The 18,176-nt window shown below is 70.5% G+C and carries 13 protein-coding genes and 2 pseudogenes; 9 read left to right on the forward strand and 6 right to left on the reverse strand.

Going from position 1 to position 18,176, the window contains the following annotated elements; genetic code table 11:
- Positions 1–190 precede the first annotated feature (190 nt).
- The 3 genes from MHY20_RS09400 to MHY20_RS09410 all read left to right on the forward strand — a co-directional run bounded on the left by MHY20_RS09400 (position 191) and on the right by MHY20_RS09410 (position 4,147).
- Positions 191–1,639 (forward strand): YjiH family protein, encoded by a 1,449-nt coding sequence (locus tag MHY20_RS09400; protein WP_239376387.1) that lies wholly within the window; start codon positions 191–193, stop codon positions 1,637–1,639.
- A gap of 124 nt (positions 1,640–1,763) precedes the next feature.
- Entirely contained in the window at positions 1,764–3,305 is a 1,542-nt protein-coding gene (hutH, locus tag MHY20_RS09405; RefSeq protein ID WP_239376389.1) for a histidine ammonia-lyase, read from the forward strand.
- A 182-nt stretch (positions 3,306–3,487) separates the two neighbouring features.
- Positions 3,488–4,147, forward strand: a complete 660-nt coding sequence (locus MHY20_RS09410; RefSeq protein ID WP_239376391.1) for a TetR/AcrR family transcriptional regulator — start codon at positions 3,488–3,490, stop codon at positions 4,145–4,147.
- A gap of 101 nt (positions 4,148–4,248) precedes the next feature.
- Here the strand turns inward: MHY20_RS09410 and MHY20_RS09415 are convergent, their stop codons facing one another.
- Positions 4,249–4,857, reverse strand: a complete 609-nt coding sequence (locus MHY20_RS09415; RefSeq protein ID WP_239376393.1) for a TetR/AcrR family transcriptional regulator — start codon at positions 4,855–4,857, stop codon at positions 4,249–4,251.
- 71 nt (positions 4,858–4,928) lie between these two features.
- Here MHY20_RS09415 and MHY20_RS09420 point away from each other — a divergent pair, with 71 nt between their 5' ends.
- A complete protein-coding gene (locus MHY20_RS09420) occupies positions 4,929–5,591 on the forward strand; it encodes a GAP family protein (RefSeq protein ID WP_183377005.1) in 663 nt (220 codons plus the stop codon).
- A 27-nt stretch (positions 5,592–5,618) separates the two neighbouring features.
- On the opposite strand, the gene paaZ is transcribed toward MHY20_RS09420, so the two are convergent.
- The gene (gene paaZ / locus MHY20_RS09425) at positions 5,619–7,778 is read right to left on the reverse strand and encodes a phenylacetic acid degradation bifunctional protein PaaZ (protein ID WP_239376395.1); all 2,160 of its coding nucleotides are present in this window, start codon (positions 7,776–7,778) and stop codon (positions 5,619–5,621) included.
- A 198-nt stretch (positions 7,779–7,976) separates the two neighbouring features.
- Between paaZ and MHY20_RS09430 the strand changes: the two genes are divergently transcribed.
- Positions 7,977–8,426, forward strand: coding sequence for a PaaI family thioesterase (locus tag MHY20_RS09430; RefSeq protein WP_239376397.1), 450 nt, complete (start codon positions 7,977–7,979; stop codon positions 8,424–8,426).
- On the opposite strand, the gene MHY20_RS09435 is transcribed toward MHY20_RS09430, so the two are convergent.
- From MHY20_RS09435 to MHY20_RS09450, 4 genes and pseudogenes are all read right to left on the reverse strand, one after another.
- Positions 8,423–9,067, reverse strand: a complete 645-nt coding sequence (locus MHY20_RS09435; protein WP_183377002.1) for a TetR family transcriptional regulator — start codon at positions 9,065–9,067, stop codon at positions 8,423–8,425. The genes MHY20_RS09430 and MHY20_RS09435 overlap by 4 nt on opposite strands.
- Before the next feature lie 216 nt (positions 9,068–9,283).
- Positions 9,284–10,072 (reverse strand): annotated as a pseudogene (locus MHY20_RS09440) (3-hydroxyacyl-CoA dehydrogenase family protein); the annotation flags it as partial.
- A 17-nt stretch (positions 10,073–10,089) separates the two neighbouring features.
- Positions 10,090–10,857, reverse strand: a pseudogene (locus MHY20_RS09445) (enoyl-CoA hydratase/isomerase family protein); the annotation flags it as partial.
- A complete protein-coding gene (locus MHY20_RS09450) occupies positions 10,854–12,086 on the reverse strand; it encodes an acetyl-CoA C-acyltransferase (RefSeq protein WP_239376399.1) in 1,233 nt (410 codons plus the stop codon). The gene MHY20_RS09450 and the pseudogene MHY20_RS09445, both read right to left, overlap by 4 nt.
- Positions 12,087–12,389: 303 nt before the next feature.
- On the opposite strand from MHY20_RS09450, the gene MHY20_RS09455 reads away from it, so the two are divergent.
- From MHY20_RS09455 to MHY20_RS09470, 4 genes are all read left to right on the forward strand, one after another.
- Positions 12,390–13,430: a helix-turn-helix domain-containing protein gene (locus MHY20_RS09455; protein WP_183376998.1), complete on the forward strand. Its 1,041-nt coding sequence runs from the start codon at positions 12,390–12,392 to the stop codon at positions 13,428–13,430.
- 88 nt (positions 13,431–13,518) lie between these two features.
- Positions 13,519–15,585, forward strand: a complete 2,067-nt coding sequence (locus MHY20_RS09460; protein ID WP_239376401.1) for a primary-amine oxidase — start codon at positions 13,519–13,521, stop codon at positions 15,583–15,585.
- A complete protein-coding gene (locus MHY20_RS09465; RefSeq protein WP_239376403.1) occupies positions 15,585–17,207 on the forward strand; it encodes an APC family permease in 1,623 nt (540 codons plus the stop codon). The genes MHY20_RS09460 and MHY20_RS09465 overlap by 1 nt, the downstream gene beginning before the upstream one ends.
- 399 nt (positions 17,208–17,606) lie before the next feature.
- Complete coding sequence (locus tag MHY20_RS09470; protein ID WP_221187321.1) at positions 17,607–18,140, forward strand: DUF3817 domain-containing protein; 534 nt, start codon at positions 17,607–17,609, stop codon at positions 18,138–18,140.
- Positions 18,141–18,176 lie beyond the last annotated feature (36 nt).

Here is an 18,176-nt window from a genome sequence, read left to right on the forward strand (position 1 = left end):
GCCCCGCCGAGCAACCCCGCCACCCCATGTCCGGCATCGTGGACGTTCAGTTGGTCTGCGCGCCCACCAGACCGGCCCGAAGGGGCACCGCACCCTGTGATCTGGCACACTGACTGCAATCGTCGGCGCCGCGAACGCCCCCGTGGGTTCGCGGCGCTCCGGCACCCTGAACCCCGACCCCAGGAGTCCCATGTCCCACCCGATCGACCCCCACTCGGGCGGGCGGCTCAGCCGCACCCCGACCACCGCCATCCCCACCGGCGGTGCCCACCTGGGCCTGTCCGGCGCCGCCCAGTCCGCCGCCGATGCCGCCTCCGGCCGCTCCTACGGCGACTTCGACCCTGCGTCGGTGCGCGGCAAATGGCGCTTCGTCGTGTACAGCATCTTCGGCCTGTTCATGTTCTTCGCCGTGTTCTCCGTCAACGGCAAGTCCTCCATCCCCGTGGACCACGTGCTCACCTTCGTGCAATGGGTGCTCGGCCCGGCCGTGCCGTTCGTTGTGCTGGCGCTCGTGGCCTTCGGCACCGTGAGGCCCTTCGTCACCGGTCGCTGGAACGCCAACCCGGTGCGGATCGTGTTCTCCGTGCTCAACATCCTCGGCCTCGTGGTCGCAGCGTTCGCCGCCTTCGGGCACTTCCCCGGCCCCCTCTCCGACCCGTCGATCGGCGACTTCCTCTGGAACAAGCTCGCCATCCCCGTGGGTATGCTCATCCCCATTGGTGGCGTGTTCCTCGCCTTCCTCGTGGGCTACGGCCTGATGGAGTTCCTCGGCGTGCTCCTGCAGAGGATCATGCGGCCGCTGTGGCGCGTGCCCGGCCGCTCCGCAGTCGACGCCGTCGCCAGCTTCGTGGGCTCCTACTCCCTCGGCCTGCTCATCACCGACCGTGTGTACCGCGAAGGCCGCTACACCGGCCGCGAAGCCGCCATCATCGCCACCGGCTTCTCCACCGTCTCCGCCACCTTCATGATCATCGTGGCCGGCGCGCTCGGCCTGATGGACCACTGGCTGCTGTACTTCTTCGTCAGCCTGTTCGTGACCTTCCTGGTCTCCATCATCACCGTGTGGATCCCGCCGCTGAGCCTCATCCCCACCACCACCTACGAGGGCGTGGAGCACAAGCCGGAGCCCGTGGCCGAACCCGGCAACCGGCTGCGCACCGCGTGGACCGAGGCCATGCGCACCCTGCACCAGACGCCGTCGCTGCCGCGGAACGTGTGGTCCACCCTCAAGGACGGCACGCTGATGAGCGCGTCGATCATCCCCTCGATCCTGTCGGTGGGCCTGATCGGCCTGCTCCTGGCGAAGTTCACCCCGATCTTCGACTGGATCGGCTACCTCTTCTACCCGTTCGCGTGGATCGTGCAGCTGCCCGACCCGCTGCTGGCCGGCAAGGCCTCCGCGGTCGGCATCGCCGAAATGTTCCTGCCTGCCGGCATCGTGGGCGATCACGAATCGCTCGTGCTGCGCTTCGTGATCGGCGTGGTCAGCGTCAGCGCCATCATCTTCTTCTCCGGCATGGTCCCGGCGGTCCTCGCCACCGAGATCCCGCTGAAGCTGTGGCACTTCGTTGTCATCTGGTTCGAGCGCGTGGCCCTCTCGATCCTCATCGCCACCCCGATCGCGCACCTGCTGCTGTAGCGCGGGAGCGGAGTCAGAAACGCACCGCCCTCGAGATCCGGATCTCCGGACACTCGGGGGCGGTGCTGTGCGCCCGGCCCACGGATTTATGGCGCCGCTCCGGGCCGCCTGGCACCCTGAACCCATGACCAACACCATCACCCTCTCCACGTCCGGCGTCACTGCTGAGGACGTCATCGCCGTTGCCCGCCACGGAGCGAAGGTCGAGCTGGACCCGTCGGCCCGCGAGCACATCCAGAGCGTCCGCCAGCACGTGGAGGACCTCGCCTCCAACCCCACCCCCGTGTACGGCGTCTCCACCGGCTTCGGCGCCCTCGCCGACACCTCCATCCCGCAGGAGAAGCGCCAGGACCTGCAGCGCTCCCTGATCCGCTCCCACGCCGCCGGCACCGGCCCCGAAGTGGAGCGCGAAGTCATCCGCGCCCTCATGTTCCTGCGCGCCCGCACCCTCGCCACCGGCCACACCGGTGTGCGCCCCGTGGTGGTCGAGACCATGCTCGCGCTGCTGAACGCCGGCATCACCCCGATCGTCCACGAGTACGGCTCCCTCGGCTGCTCCGGCGACCTCGCGCCCCTGTCCCACTGCGCCATCGTGCTGCTCGGCGAGGGCCGGGCCCGCGGCGCCGACGGTGAGGAGCGCCCCGTCCCCGAGCTCCTCGACGAGGCCGGCATCGAGCCGATCGCCCTCGAGGAGAAGGAGGGCCTGGCCCTCATCAACGGCACCGACGGCATGCTCGGCATGCTCCTGATGGCGCTCGCGGACCTGCGCGAACTCGTCAAGGCCGCCGACATCGCCACCTCCCTCACCGTGCAGGGCCTGCGCGGCCGCGACACCGTGTTCGGCCCCGAGCTGCACATGCCGCTGCGCCCCCACCCCGGCCAGGCCGACTCCGCCGCGAACGTCTTCGCGCTGCTCAAGGGCTCCCCGATCGTGGCGGACGTCCTCGCCGAAGGCTCCCGCGTGCAGGACGCGTACTCGCTGCGCTGCCACCCGCAGGTCGCCGGCGGTGTCCGCGACACGATGACCCACGCGGCGATGGTCGCCGAGCGCGAACTCGCCTCCGCCGTTGACAACCCCGTGGTGCTCTCCGACGGCACCATCACCTCCAACGGCAACTTCCACGGCGCCCCCGTCGCCTACGTGCTCGACTTCCTCGCCGTGGTCGCCGCGGACCTCGCCTCCATCTGCGAGCGCCGCACCGACCGCATGCTCGACAAGGCCCGCTCCCACGGCCTGCCGCCGTTCCTCGCCGAGGACCCCGGCACCGACTCCGGGTTCATGATCGTGCAGTACACGCAGGCGGCGCTCGTCGCCGAGATGAAGCGCGCCGCCGTGCCCGCGTCCGCCGACTCCATCCCGTCCTCGGCGATGCAGGAGGACCATGTGTCCCTCGGCTGGCACGCCGCCCGCAAGCTCCGCGTCTCCGTGGAGAACCTGCGCCGCGTGGTCGCCATCGAAATCCTCACGGCCGCCCGCGCCATCGACATGCGCGCACCGCTGAAGCCATCCGATGCGGGCGCCGCGGTGGTGGCGAAGCTGCGCGAGACGGTGGAGGGCCCCGGCCGTGACCGCTTCATGGCGCCGGACATCGAGGCCGCTGTGCAGCTGCTGAAGGACGGCGACCTCGTCGCCGCTGCTGAAGGTGTGGCCGGCGAACTGAAGTGACGGTCGCCTGATCGATCGAGGTTGACCTTTTTGCGATATCCCCGCCGGGAAACTGCAAAAAAGTCAACCTCGTTCTGTGCGTCCGAGGCGAAGTCCCAGGTCACCGAGCCTCGGGGTCGCTAGGCTGGGCACAGCCGATTCCTGACCGAGCGACCGGCCAGCTCCAACACCCGTGAAGGCCCATGACTGACACCACCGACCGCGCTGCTCCCGAGCCCGCCACCGCTTCCCGGACGCCGCGCGCGGGTGCCCGCCGGGGCCGTCCGGGCTACGACCAGGACGAGATCGTGCGCGTGGCCACGGACCTGTTCACCCGCCACGGGTACGAGGCCACCAGCATCGGCATGCTCGCCTCGGAGCTCGGGCTCACCAAGTCGGCGATCTACCATCACGTCGCCAGCAAGGAAGCGCTCCTGCGCATCCCCCTCGATCGCGCCCTCCACGCCCTCGAACAGTCCCTCGAAGCCGGTCGGCCGCCCCACGTCCCGGATAACGCAACCGCAGGTCAGCGGGTCGAAGCGGTGGTGCGCGCCACCGCCCTCGCCCTCATCGAAGAACTGCCCAGCGTCACCCTCCTGCTGCGCCTGCGCGGCAACACCCCGTTGGAGCGCGAAGCCATGGAGCGGCGTCGTGCGTTCGACCGTGAGGTCACCGCACTCGTTGAAGCCTGCGCCGCCGATGGGGAGCTGGCCGACGGGATCAACCCGCGCATCGCGACCCGCCTGCTGTTCGGCATGATCAACTCGATCACCGAGTGGTACCGCCCCGGCGGCCCGCTCGACGCCGACGCCGTCGCCGACCTGGTGGTATCGATGGCGATGCACGGACTGCGCAGGCGGTAGGGCCGGGCGGGTCCGAGCGCCGATGGTGGGCCCAGACAGAGGCGAGCGTGCACGGGCGGCCCTGTCGGGTCAGGGCGCGAACGGGAAGCCCTCGCCGCTGGTCAGGGCGCGGGCGCCGCCTCGACCTCCCGGACGAGGTCCTCGATGACCTCGCGCAACGCACTTCTCATCGTGGCGGCATTCATGTGGCCGGGGAACAGGACCTCCTGCGCGGCGATCCCGTCCAGGGCCCAGTGCAGACGGTCGGCGAGGATCCGTCGGCGGTCCTCGGGAAGCCGCCCCGACGGGTCCAGCAGCTCCACGCAGATCCTCGCCAGTCGGCCCACCCCGGGCGCCGCGTCTGCCCGGTACTGGGCGTCGGCGCCGTCCAGTGCGGCGAGCTGCGCGTACGCGCGGATGTCCTCACGCCGGGGCTCGCCCAGCGGCAGCAGCGCCTCGCACATCGCGATCACCTGATCGGCGGGCGAGCGGTGCCCAGCGAGGCGAGCGGTACGGACGCGCCCTTCGCTGCGCGCATTGAGGTGGATGCTCGCAAACCGCAGAAGGTCAGTATGCGAGGGGAAGTAGTGCCGCAGCGCCCCGCTGGACATCCCTGTTTCAGCGAGGACGGCGCGCACGCTGGTTCGCTGGATGCCGTCTCGGGCGATGACGCGAATGGTGGCATCGGCGATCTCGGACCGCCGCTGGTCGTGGTCGACGATCTTCGGCATGCCCCTTTTCTAGCACGCCTGTGCTGTATTAGTCTGGCGCTTGTTTCAGCACGATCGTTCTAGGACGGCGCATGATCCTCCCCCTCATCGGCCTTGCCCTCATCGACGCCACCAGCACCGGCACACTCCTCATCCCGCTGCTCTACCTCGCGCGGCCCCGTCCCCGCCTCGCACCGCTGCTCGCCTACCTCGCGGTGATCACCGCGTTCTACTTCCTGGTCGGCATCGCACTGCTGGCGGGCATCTCCATGATCGTGGAGGCCGACGGGATCTGGGACGCCCAACCGGTGCTGTGGGGACAACTGATCGTGGGCATCGCGCTCGCGGCGTGGGGGATCTTCAGCCGGACCCCGGACCCGGAGGCGTCAGCGCGCAAGTGGCGGCGCCGCCTCGATCGGGATCTGCCCGTCCCGGTGATGATGAGTCTCGCCCTGGGGGCAGGGCTGATCGAGGTTGCGAGCATGCTCCCGTACCTGGCGGCGACGGGCATCATCGGCCAGATGGATGTGGGACTGCCGGGCAGGCTGCTGATCCTGGCCGGGTACTGCCTGCTGATGGTGGTCCCGGCGCTCGTTCTTGTCGTGCTGCGCGCACGGCTGGGGCAGCGCGCGGAGGCTCAGCTCGACAGGTTCGCGCAGTGGTTCAGCCGCCAGGCCGATGTCACCCTGCTGTGGATCGCCGCCATCGTCGGGATCTGGCTCGGCGCAGACGCCTGGGTGCGGCTGTTCATGTAGACCGGAGCCCGACGGGCCGCACCCGCGTCACCCGCCGAGGGCCTGGGACTCCTCCTTCGCCACCAGGGTGAGGACGTCGTAGGTCGCGACGATCTCCTCGTCCTGGTTGTAGAGGACCGCGTCCCACACCACTTCGCCGTAGTCGGCGTCCACGCGGGGTCGGATCTCCTTGGCCGTGAGCATGACCCGCACGGAGTCGCCCTCGGCGACGGGGGTGATGAACCGCAGGTTCTCCAGCCCGTAGTTCGCGAGCACGGGGGAGCGCCCCGGCGCCACGAACAGGCCCGCCGCCCACGACACCAGCAGGTACCCGTGCGCCACGATCCCCGGGAAGAACTCGTTCGCCGCCGCAGCCTCCGGGTTCGTGTGCGCATAGAACACGTCCCCGGTGGACTCGGCGAACTCCGCGATGTCCTCGGGGCGGACCGTGCGCAGGTCAGAGGCGAAGGCATGACCTACACGCAGGGTGTCCAGGGCGCGGCGGAACGGGTGGACGGCGTCGGCCGAGGCGCCAAACTTCTCGCAGCCGGCGATGATCCGACGGGCCCCGGCGTGCCACACGCCCGTGACGGCGGTGAGCTGATCGGGCGACCCCTGGATCGCGGAGCGCTGCATGTAGTGCTTGACCGCGCGGATGCCGCCGAGCTCCTCGCCGCCGCCGGCGCGGCCCGGCCCGCCGTGCGTGAAGTGGGGGAGCGGGGAGCCGTGACCGGTGGAGGTGCGGGCGTCGTCCCGGTTGAGCAGGTGGATGCGGCCGTGATGTCCGGCGATGCCGAGCGCGAGCGTGCGCACCGCCTCCGGATCGTTGGTGCAGACCGTCGCCACGAGGGAGCCGCGGCCGAGCGCCGCAAGCTCCACGGCCTCCTCGAGCGTGTCGTAGGTGAAGAGGGAGGAGACGGGGCCGAACGCCTCAATGGTGTGCGCGGCCTCGCAGCGCGGATCGTCCCAGGCGAGCAGAACGGGCTCCATGAACGCGCCGGTCTGCGCGGCGCCTCCGTCGGCCTCCGCGGCGCGAGCCCCGTCGGCCGCCTCCGCATTGCCGATGACGGCGCGACCACCCGCCGCCACCATCGACGCGATGGCGCCGCGCACGTCCTCCAGCTGGTCCAGTGACGCGAGCGGGCCCATCGTGGTGGCCTCCTCGCGCGGATCGCCCACCACCACGCGGGAGGAGAGCCGGTCCCGCAGCGCCGCCGTGAAGTCCTCCGCCACCGCCGCAGGCACGATGATGCGGCGGATCGCAGTGCACTTCTGGCCGGCCTTCGCCGTCATCTCCGCGAACACCGACTTCACGAACGCCTCGAACTCCGGGGTGTCGGGTGCGGCGTCCGGGCCGAGGATCGCGGCGTTCAGGGAGTCCGCCTCCGCGGTGAACCGCAGCCCGCCGTGCTGGACTGACGGGTGCGAGCGCAGCAGGTCCGCGGTGCTCGCGGAGCCGGTGAACGCGAGCGCGTCACGGTAGTCCAGGTGGTCCTGCAGGGTGCGCGCCGACCCGGAGATCAGCTGGATCGACCCCTCCGGCAGGATCCCTGACTCCACCATCAGCCGCACGCACGCCTCGGTGACGTAGGCCGTCGGCGTCGCCGGCTTCACGATCGACGGCAGGCCCGCGAGGAACGCCGGCGCGAACTTCTCCAGCATGCCCCATACCGGGAAGTTGAATGCGTTGATCTGCGCAGCCACCCCGGGGATGGACGTGAAGACGTGCTCGCCGCCGAAGGAGCCGTCCTTCGCGATCGGCTCGAACGGGCCGTCGATCATCACGGTCGAGTTCGGCATCTCCCGCCGCCCCTTCGACCCGTAGGTGAACAGCACGCCGATGCCGCCGTCGATGTCCACGAAGTTGTCCCGCTTCGTTGCGCCCGTGGCGGCGGCCAGCTCGTACATGCCCTGCTTGCGGTCGGTGAGGAACAGCGCGAGGTGCTTCAGCGCGAGCGCCCGCTCATGGAACGTCATCGCCTGGATGCCGGCGCGGCCCGTGGTGCGCGCGTACTCGACCACGGCGGCGAGGTCGAGGCCGTCGGTCGAGACGCGGCGGATCAGGTGCCCGGTGGAGGCGTCGTGGACGTCAGCGGCCGACGGATCCTGCACGCCGGCATCGGAGGGCGTCCACCAGCGGCCCTGCACATAGGAGGGGACGATCGGTGCGGTGTCCGGGCGGCCGGGGGCGTCAGCGGTGGCGGTCATCGGCAGTGGTCCTTTCCATGGCGGCGCGAACCGGGCGCAATCCTGAACGCTCGGTCAGTATTGTGTACTCTAACGGAAAGTGACCCAGCGCACGAGGGGTTCCGGCGGGCGCCCCGCGCCCGTCGGCGCTGCCCGGCAGCCGTCGGTCCCGCTCGCCCGCAAGCCAGCCAGCCCCGCCCGCCCCCAAGGAGACTCCGCATGACCGAGCCCGACGCCCCCACCCACCAGCCGTGGAGCATCACCCTCGGCGAACTCGACCGCGCCATGGGGGTGCAGGTGCGCGAACAGTCCGCCGAGAAGGTCGTGCTGACGATGCCGGTGGAAGGGAACCGGCAGTCGTTCGGGTCACTGCACGGCGGCGCCAGCATCGCCGTCGCCGAAGCCGCCGGGTCCTGGGCCGCGAACATCTACGCCTCCACGATGGGCCGCAGCGCGGTCGGCATCGAAGTCTCCGCCAGTCACCACCGCGCGTTCGCCGACGGCACCCTCATCGTCACCGCCACGCCGATCCGGCTCGGCCGCACCCTCACCACCCACAGCGTCGACGTGGTGCATGAGGAAACCGGGAAGCTCGTGGCGAGCGTGCGGATCACCAACGCCGTGCTCGGCCGCCCCATCCCCGACAGCGCCTGCGGGCAGGACGACTAAACGCCGGAGTCCCGCCCACTGAGGGCCTCGATGACGCGGTCGGCGGTCTCCTGCACCATCGGCGCGAGCGCCTCCACCAGCTCCTCATGGCTCATCTCCACCAGCGGCGGCGCCTTGAGGATGCTGCGCGACACCGCCACACCGAGCAGGTGCGCTCCCGCGAGCGTGATCTGCCGCGCGGGCTCCGAATCGATCCCGATCTCCGTGTGCGGAGCGAGCCGCGCCACGATCACCTCGTTGATGAGGTCCGCACCGTGATCGGTGGTCATCGCTGAGCGCACCATGCTCATCAGGATCGGGGACGTGTCCTCGTCCTCCCACAGTCGCAGGTAGGCGTCGACCGCTCGCGCGCCGATGCCGTCCTGCGGGCCGGCGATCGCGGCCATGAGGCGGTCCGTGATGAGGGCGCGGTCCTCCATGGCGGCGTTGAACAGGTCCTGCTTCGAGCCGAAGAAGTGCCTGATCAGGCCCGGATCCACCTGGGCCTGCGACGCAATCGCGCGCAGGGAGGCGCCGTCGTAGCCGTGGTCAGCGAACTGGTCGCGCGCGGCATCGAGGAGGGCTTCACGGGTGCCGCTGTGGCCGGCGCGTCGACCGCGGTGCGAGACGGGCTGGGCGGGCGGACGCGGCTGGGAGGGCATGCGTCCACAATAGCGACGACGACTCGGCATCGACGGGCGTATACGGGCGAGCCGTTGCGTTGACGGCGGTGGTGTGCCCGTATGCGCCCATGCTTGCGCAGGCGGGCCGACGGGTTCAGGCGGGCCGACGGGTTCAGGCGTCGCCGAGGTGCTGCGCGGCGCGTTCGCGCTCATTGCGGTCGACGATCTCCTGGGCGGCGCGGTCATCGGCGGCCGTCACTGCGGCCAGTCGAAGAATCCCTTCCCAGTCTTCCGGCCGAGCTCACCGCGGGCAACTTTGTCCCGCAGGATCTGCGGTGGCGCGAACCGCTCACCGAGCTCTCGGTGCAGGTACTCCGCGATGCCGAGGCGCACATCCAACCCCACGATGTCCGTGGTGCGCAGCGGACCCGTCGGATGCCGATACCCCAGCTCCATCGCGAGGTCCACGTCCTCCGCCGACGCAACCCCCTCCTCCACCATCCGCATCGCCTCCAGCGCGATCGCCACACCGAGACGGGAGGACGCGAAACCAGGCGCATCGCGGACCACCACGGGCGTCTTGCCGAGCGCCTCCGCCCAGCCGCGCGCCGCCTGGGCCGTCGACTCGTCCGTCCGCTCCCCGAGCACCACCTCGATCAGAGTGGACGCGGGCACCGGATTGAAGAAGTGCAGCCCGAGGAAACGGGCCGGCTCCTCCAGATGCTCGGCGAGTCGGTCCACGCTGAGGCTCGAGGTGTTCGTGGCGAGGACCGCGCCCGCCGGCAGCACGGCCCGCACGGACTGCAGGGTCCGCACCTTCAGATCCCAGTCCTCCGGCACCGCCTCCACCACGAGCTCGCGGTCCTCCAGGGCGCCGACGGATGCCGCCGCCGTGAGCCGCCTCGCGCAGTCGGCGGCGTCCACGTCCTGGCCGCGGTCGATGGACTTCTGGACGGAGGCGAGGATGCGCTCGCGGGCGGCGTCGGCCCGGTCCTGGTCGGTGTCCGTGACGGTGACGTCGCAGCCGGAGGTGAGGAATGCGTGTCCGCGTCGGCGGCGCGCTGCTTCTCGGCGCGGCGGGCCTCGCGCTTGGCGAGGAACGCATCCATCCGCTCGAACTTCGCATCGGATTCGAACAGGGTCGCCTGCGCGAGCGTGTCCACCAGCGGGTGCGCCGCGGCCGGCGCATGGAACACGGCCTTGGTGAGGCGCAGGGCGAGCGGGTCGCTGCGGAGGATCCGGTCGGCGAGGTCGTGCGCCGCCGCCATCAGGTCATCCGGTTCGTGCAGAGAGGAGACGAGGCGGACGGCGAGGCATTCGTCGGCCGTGAGCTTCCGCCCGGCCAGCAGGATCTCCTTCGCGAGCGGTTCCCCCACGAGCTCCTTCAGGCGCCAGGTGGCGCCGGCGGCGGCCATGATGCCGAGCCCGGTCTCCGGGTTCCCCATCACGAGGGAGGGGGTGCCGATGCGGAGATCGGCGGCGAATGCGAGTTCGGCGCCGCCGCCGAGGGCGTAGCCGTCGAGCGCGGCGATCACCGGCAGCGGCAGACGCGCGATCCGGTCGAAGATCGTGGAGTTGATGCCGGCGAGGGCATCGTCCCGGCGGCGTTCTCGCAGCTGCGCGATGTCCGCCCCGGAGGCGAACACACCGCCGTCGCCGGTGAGGATCAGCACCTTCGGCTGAGCCTCCAGGTAGGCGCAGACGGCGTGCAGCTCACTGACCATCTGCTGGTCGATCGCGTTGCGGGTCGCGGGGTGGGAGAGCGTGGCGGTGAGGCGGTCGTCGCGCTCGTCGATGCGGAGGCGTTCGAAACCGGCGAAGGTGCTCATGCGCGCGCCTCCTCGGACAGCTCCAGCAGCATCGCCGTTCCCTGGCCCACACCCACGCACATGGTCGCGAGGCCGCGGCGGGCCCCGTCGGCCTCCATCCGGTGCAGCAGGGTCAGCACGATCCGCGACCCGGACGACCCCAGCGGATGCCCCAGCGCGATCGCGCCGCCGCGGGTGTTCACGATGGACTCGTCCAGGCCGAGCCGACGGATGCAGGCCAGCGCCTGGGTCGCGAACGCTTCGTTGAGCTCCACCGCCCCCAGGTCGCCGATCCGCCACCCCGCGCGGTCGAGCGCCTTCCGGGTGGCGGGCACCGGGCCCAGCCCCATCACTTCGGGTTCGAGGCCGACGGCGGCTGACCCTGCGATCCGCGCCCGCGCCGTCAGGCCGTGCTCCCGGATCGCGGCAGCGGAGGCGACGATCACGGCGCTCGCCCCGTCGTTCAGCGAGGAGGAGTTCCCCGCCGTCACCACGCCTCCCGGCTTCACCACGGGCCGCAGACCAGCAAGGACCTCCGGTGTGGAGCCCTCACGGGGGCCCTCGTCATCGCTCACGGTGGTGACCGCGCCCTTGCGGCCCGTCACCTCCACGGGAACGATCTCGTCGCGGAACGACCCGCCCCTGATGGCGGCGAGCGCGCGCTCATGGGAGCGGGCAGCGAACGCGTCGGCGTCCTCGCGGCTGATGCCCTCGCGCTCAGCGACCTCCTCCGCTGTCTGCGGCATCGAGAACGTCATCCGGTCCTCGCGAGAGAGGTCCCCGCCGGGCGCGAAGCGCGGGTTCACGAAGCGCCACCCGATGGCGGTGTCGACCACCTCGCCGGGCTTGGCGAACGCTGCGGTCGGCTTCGCCATCACCCACGGGGCGCGGCTCATCGACTCCACCCCGCCGGCGATGACGATGTCCGCATCCCCGCAGCGGACCATGCGCGCGGCCTGCTCGATCGCGGTCATCCCGGAGGCGCACAGGCGGTTCACGGTCGAGGCGGGCGTGGAGATCGGATAGTCGTTCAGCAGCCACGCCATGCGCGCTACGTTCCGGTTCTCCTCCCCGGCGCCGTTGGCGTTGCCGAGGATCACCTCGTCCACTGCGGCAGGGTCGATGCCGGTGCGCTCCACGGCGGCGCGGATCGCGAGGGCGGCGAGGTCGTCCGGGCGGACGCCGGACAGGGCGCCGCCGTAGCGGCCCACGGGGGTGCGGGCGCCGCCCACGATGAATGCGTCGGTCACTTCTCCTCGCCTTCTGGCCGGGCATCGGGGCCGGCCGGTTGCGCCAGTGCAGGGGTGGAACGGATTCCTGAACGATCGTTCAGCCAGAGTGGCATGAGATCGGGGGCGCCGCAACGGAAACGCTGGAATCCGTCGGCCCCGAGGTCGGCGCTTCGCCCCGGCGGGATGGTGTGGCCGGGCGTGAGCGGCCGGGCAGGGGCGCGCGGGAGCGGAGGTTGCGACTTCGCAACACTGCCCCGCCTGCTGTGCACCGCTGTGGTAGACCTGGGGCAACCAGCAGCGTCGCGAAAGGTGGGTGAAGAGGTGCAGCCGTTCGACTTCCCCGCCATCGGCGGGCCCGCCATGACCCGCGAGCAGTGGGAAGCGGGCTGCGCGGACCTGTTCGCCCCGCTCGAGATCCGCCCCCGCACGCGGGCCGACGGAGACCGCACCCGGGACGGGGCCGACGCAGACCGCGCCACCACCGGGCCCGCCAGCGTCGAGCCTGCCCCGGACTTCGAGGCCCGCAGCATCGCCAAGAGCGCCGGCACCGTCCACATCGTCCGGATCGAACAGAGCCCCGCCGACGTGCTGCGCACCCCCGAGATGATCGCCGTGCGCGGCAGCGACCTCATCAAAGTGTCCCTGCAGGTCGACGGCGACTGCACCGTGGAACAGGGCGGCCGCACCGCCGAACTGCGCCCCGGCGACATCGCCATCTACGACGCCTCCCGCCCCTACGCCCTGCGCTCCGAAACCGGGATGCACACCATCGTCCTCGCCTTCCCGTACCAGCGGCTCGGCATCCCCCGCGACGAACTCTCCCGCGTCACCGCGGTCGTGTTCCCGTTCGACTCCCCGCTCGGCGCCGTGGTCAATCCGTTCCTCGCGGGCCTCGCCCGCTCCATGGTGCAGATGGCCGATGACGACATCGAACGCCTCGCCCAGACCGCCATCGACCTGCTCGTCACCGTGCTGTCCGCGGAGCTGCGCCGCAGCCTGGGCGATGACCCGCGCCGGCAGCTGCTGCACGAGGTGCTGGAGACGATCGAGCGACGCCTGTCCGATCCGGAGCTGTCCCCGTCGGCCGTGGCGGAGGAGCACTTCATCTCCACCCGCCACCTGCACGCCCTCTTCTCCGAACGCGGCATCACCGTGGCCGGATGGATGCGGCACCGGCGCCTGGAGCGGATCCGCCGCGACCTCGCCGACCCGCTGCACACCTCGACGCCGGTGGCGCGGCTCGCGGCCCGGCACGGCCTGCTGAACGCCGCGCACTTCTCCCGCATGTTCCGCGCCGAGTTCGGCGTGACCCCGTCGGCCTACCGCGCCTCCGCGCAGCGCGCCGACGAGGTCAGCGTGTGACCGCAACCACAGTGCACGCAAACGCAAGAGACTGAACGGGCGTTCAGATAATGTGACGGGGCCCATAGTGCTCAAGGAGGAGATGGCAATGAAGCCAGATGCAACCCACACGCACGGAGCCCGCGACAGCCACGGCACCGAGACCCCCACCCATCCCCTGGACCGCCTCACTCCCGACGAGATCACGCGCGTGCGCGACCTCCTCGATCAGGCCGGCCACCTCCAGGAGGACACGCGCTTCGCGCAGCAGATCCAGGTGGAGCCGCCGAAGGCGAAGATGCTCGAATGGAAGGCGGGCGAGCCGCTGATGCGCCGCGTCGTCTCCACCCTGCTGGACCGCGACACCGGCCGTGTCCGTGAAGCCGTCGTGGACCTCGACTCCGATGAGGTCGTCTCCGTCGACACCCTCCCCACCGACCAGGCGCCCTACGGCCAGCCGCAGTACCTGTTCGAGGAGTACGAGGACGTCGACCAGATCGTCAAGGCCGACGAGCGCTGGCGGGATGCGATGAGCAAGCGCGGCTTCGACGAGGCCGCCATGGAGCGCGCCCTCGTGGTCCCGCTCGCCCCCGGCCAGTTCGGGGAGCCCGACGAGGTCGGCAAGCGCATGATGCGCTCCCTCACCTTCTGCCCACCGGAGGGCCGACGGAACCCGTGGTCCTACCCGGTCGAGGGCCTTGTGGTGCTGCTGAACGTCACCGAGCGCAAAATCGTGAAGTTCTGGGACGAGGGCATCAAACCCCTCCCGGACGTGGACGGCGACTACGACCATGAGGCCTCCGGTGAGCGCCGCACCACCCTGAAGCCGCTGGAGATCACCCAGCCTGAAGGCCCCAGTTTCGCTGTGGAGGGCTCCCACGTGCGGTGGGAGAACTGGGACTTCCGCGTGGGCTTCTCCATGCGCGAAGGCCTCGTGCTCAACCAGCTGACCTGGCGCGATGATGACAACGGCGGCGAGGTCCGTCCCGTTCTGCACCGCGCCTCCGTGCCCGAGATGGTGGTGCCCTACGGCGACACGTCCGAGTGCCGCCGCTGGATCTCCTACTTCGACGCCGGCGAGTACCACCTCGGCAAGAACGCGAACTCCCTGGAGATCGGCTGCGACTGCCTCGGAGTCATCCACTACTTCGACGGCCATGTCGCCGCCGACACCGGCGAGCCGATGTCCATCCCGCGCGTGATCTGCATGCACGAGGAGGACTACGGGGTGCTGTGGAAGCACCGCGAACTGGACGGTGAGACCCAGCATTCGCGGCGGTCCCGTCGGCTGGTCATCTCCTACTTCGCGACCGTGGGCAACTACGACTACGGCTTCTTCTGGTACCTGTACCTCGACGGCACCATTCAGCTGGAGACCAAGGCGACCGGCCTGGTGTTCGCCGGTGCGAACGAACCGGGCCTGGACCTGCCGCACGCCACCGAGATGGCGCCCGGGCTGTACGCGCCCGTGCACCAGCACATCTTCTGCGCCCGCCTCGACTTCGACCTCGACGGCACCGACAACTTCGTCGAAGAGGTCGACATCAAGCGCATGCCGATGGGCGAGGGCAACAAATGGGGCAACGCCTTCACCTGGACCGAGAACCGCATCACCGAAGCCGGCGGCTACCTCGGCGACAACACGGTGGGCCGCTCCTGGAAGATCGGCTCCAATCAGCGGAAGAACGCCGTCGGCAAGCCCACCAAGTACCACCTCATCCCGGAGGCCCGCACCACGCTGCTGAACGCGGACGAGTCCACGGTCGCCGCCCGCGCATCGTTCGCAACGAAGCACCTGTGGGTGACGGAGTACAAGGACGGCGAACTGTTCCCCGCCGGCATGTACCCCAACCAGCACACCGGCGGCGGCCTGCCCGAGTTCGTGAAGGACTCCGGGCCCGTGGACAGCGGCGACATCGTGGTGTGGCACTCCTTCGGCCTCACGCACCTGCCGCGCCCGGAGGACTGGCCGATCATGCCGGTGGACTACTCGAGCATGTGGCTGAAGCCCTCCGGCTTCCTCGACCGCAACCCCACGCTCAACCTCCCCGGCGGCTCCTCGGACGCCCCCTCCTGCTGCGACACGAACGTGTCCCGCACGGACGGGAAGCCGTCGGAGGGCGGTGCCGACGGTTCCTGCCAGTGCGGCTGCTCCACCTCTGAGAGCGGGGCGTGATGTCCCAGGCGACCGCCCGCCAGGGCGGTGCCGGCACCGGGTCGCACGGCAGCGCACCCGTCGGGCGCGCATCCGTCGGCCGGGACGCCGACGGGCGCCGCACCCATGACGACGACACCCTCGGCGTGCCCGGTGCGGGCCGTCTCGGGGTGGCGTCCCTGGTGTTCCTCATCATCGCCGCGTCCGCACCGCTGACGGTGCTGGCCGGCGGTGTCCCCACCAGCTTCGCCGTCGCCGGAATCCTCGGCGTGCCCCTCGGGTACGTGCTGCTCGGCGCGATCCTGGCACTGTTCGCCGTCGGCTACGGCGCGATGAGCGCCCAGATCCGCAACGCCGGCGCGTTCTACGCCTACATCGCGGCGGGGCTCGGAGTGCGGCAGGGCATCGGCGCGTCCGTGCTGGCGCTCGTGTCCTACAACCTGATGCAGATCGGGCTGTACGGCATCACCGGGTTCGTGGTCTCGAGCTTCCTCGGGGCGATGGTCGGGGCGGCGCTGCCGTGGTGGGCGTGCGCCCTCGCAGTGTGGGCGCTGGTGGGTCTGCTCGGCATCAACCGCATCGACCTGTCCGCGAAGATCATCGCGGTGCTGGTGGTGCTGGAGTTCATCGTGGTGCTGCTGGTGGACATCGTGTCCTTCACGGTGGCGCCCGAAGGGGTGAGCGCGGCCCCGATCTCACCGGATCAGCTGTTCATCCCCGGCATCGGCGCGGTCCTCTCCTTCGGCATTGCCGCCTTCATGGGGTTCGAATCCGGGGCCGTGTACTCCGAGGAGGTGCGGGACCCGCAGCGGTCCGTTGCGAAGGCGACGTTCATCGCGGTGTCGATCATCGCGCTGTTCTACGCGTTCTCCTCGTGGGCGCTCGCGGTGGGCATCGGGCCGTCCCAGATCGTCCCGCGGTCAGAGGAGCTCGGGCCCGATCTCGTGTTCGTGTTCCTCGGGGAGCAGATGCCGGCGGTCTTCACCGACATCGCGAACGTTCTGTTCATTACGAGCCTGCTCGCGGCACTGCTGGCGTTCCACAATGCCGCGGCGCGGTACTTCTTCTCGCTGGGCCGCACCGGTGTTCTGCCGCGGTTCTTCGAGAACACCTCGCACCGCACCGGTGCACCGATCGCGGGGTCCGCAGCGCAGAGCGTGCTCGCGCTGGTCGTGATCGCCGTGTTCGCGGTGGTGGGGGCGAACGCCCCGGAGGGGCCGCTGTTCCCGGTGGTCACCCTGTTCACGTGGTTCTGCAACGCGGCCGCGTTCGGCCTCGTGTTCCTGATGGCGATCACCAGTTTCGCCGTCATCGGGTTCTTCGTGAAGCGCGGGCGCGGCGAGGGTGTGCACACGGCCGCGGATCATGACGGGGCGCCCCGCGGGACTGCGGTGCCGGGCGTGTTCACCCGCCTGGTGGCGCCGCTCGTGGCCGGCATCGGCCTGGTGGTCGTGTTCGTGCTGATCCTGATCAACTTCGATCTGCTGATCGGCACGGGCTCGCCCGTGCTCATCACGGTGATGCCCGGCATCATCATCGCTGCGGGCATCATCGGTCTGATCCGCGGGGAGTACCTGAAGCGGGTGCGGCCGGACGTGTTCCGCCGCGCCGCCGTGGAGCTGGACGAACCGTCCGTGGACTGACGGACGGGCGCACCGGCGCTGGGGCGCCCGGCTCGGCGCCTCCGGCACCCGTCGGTCACTTGGCCGGCACCCGTCGGCCCGCGCCCCCTATCAACGAGGCCTCCCGGCCCTCCCTTTCATCGGGGCGGGCGGGAGGCTTCGTTCATGCGCGAGCACGGGCGACTCACTGGTGTCTGCGCTTCGTGCGCGTGGTGGCGCAGCTCAGCGGCGGGCCTGGGTGGGCCACGCGGCTGCCCACCAGGCTAGCGCTGATCCGACACCAGTCGAACCTGCCCGGCCCGGCCGCCGGCCCGTCGACGTGACGCGTGAGACGTGCCCCATCAATCGTTCGGTCGATGCCGAACGCAGGTCGGGCCGTGATGATGGAATGGTTGCCCGCCGTCTTTCGTCAGGAGAACCATGAGCACCTCGTCCAGCCGCCCCGCACAGTCGACCCCCGTGAGCCGCGGCATCAGCCCCCGGTCGCTGTACCGCGTCGTCGCCACCCTCGAGATGGTGACGTGGGCGCTGCTGATCCTCGGCATGATCGCGAAGTACGCCCTGCACATGGGCGACCTGCCCGTCCGCATCGGCGGCAGCATCCACGGCTTCGTGTTCCTCGCCTACTGCGTCTCCACAGTGCTCGTGTGGACGGACCAGCGCTGGCCCGCCGCCAAGGGCATCCTCGGCCTCGTCCTCGCCATCGTCCCGTTCGCGACCCTGCCGTTCGAGAAGCACGTGGACGCGAAGGGCCTGCTCGCGGATCAGTGGCGCGTTGCGCGGCACGGGGAGGAGCCGGCGGCCGCGCAGGAGCGTGCCTCTGGCCCGGCCGAGAAGCTGCTCGCCGTGATCCTGCGCCACCCGGTGCTCGCCGCCATCGTGCTGCTCGTGTTCATCTCCGGTCTGTTCGCCGTGCTGCTGCAGGCCGGCCCGCCGACCGAATGGGGCAAGTGAGCCGCTGACCGGCGCCCGGGCACTGGCCCCGGCGGT

The sequence above is a fragment of the Helcobacillus sp. ACRRO genome (assembly GCF_022347125.1).
GTDB lineage: Bacteria > Actinomycetota > Actinomycetes > Actinomycetales > Dermabacteraceae > Helcobacillus > Helcobacillus massiliensis.

What these genes read in the sequence shown, in the direction of transcription:
- MHY20_RS09415 (WP_239376393.1), bottom strand. Translation starts at nt 4,857, where the DNA reads ATGCCGAAGATCGTCGACCACGACCAGCGGCGGTCCGAGATCGCCGAT.
- MHY20_RS09460 (WP_239376401.1), top strand. Translation starts at nt 13,519, where the DNA reads ATGAAGCCAGATGCAACCCACACGCACGGAGCCCGCGACAGCCACGGC.
- MHY20_RS09420 (WP_183377005.1), top strand. Translation starts at nt 4,929, where the DNA reads ATGATCCTCCCCCTCATCGGCCTTGCCCTCATCGACGCCACCAGCACC.
- paaZ (WP_239376395.1), bottom strand. Translation starts at nt 7,778, where the DNA reads ATGACCGCCACCGCTGACGCCCCCGGCCGCCCGGACACCGCACCGATC.
- MHY20_RS09410 (WP_239376391.1), top strand. Translation starts at nt 3,488, where the DNA reads ATGACTGACACCACCGACCGCGCTGCTCCCGAGCCCGCCACCGCTTCC.
- MHY20_RS09430 (WP_239376397.1), top strand. Translation starts at nt 7,977, where the DNA reads ATGACCGAGCCCGACGCCCCCACCCACCAGCCGTGGAGCATCACCCTC.
- hutH (WP_239376389.1), top strand. Translation starts at nt 1,764, where the DNA reads ATGACCAACACCATCACCCTCTCCACGTCCGGCGTCACTGCTGAGGAC.
- MHY20_RS09435 (WP_183377002.1), bottom strand. Translation starts at nt 9,067, where the DNA reads ATGCCCTCCCAGCCGCGTCCGCCCGCCCAGCCCGTCTCGCACCGCGGT.
- MHY20_RS09470 (WP_221187321.1), top strand. Translation starts at nt 17,607, where the DNA reads ATGAGCACCTCGTCCAGCCGCCCCGCACAGTCGACCCCCGTGAGCCGC.
- MHY20_RS09465 (WP_239376403.1), top strand. Translation starts at nt 15,585, where the DNA reads ATGTCCCAGGCGACCGCCCGCCAGGGCGGTGCCGGCACCGGGTCGCAC.
- MHY20_RS09400 (WP_239376387.1), top strand. Translation starts at nt 191, where the DNA reads ATGTCCCACCCGATCGACCCCCACTCGGGCGGGCGGCTCAGCCGCACC.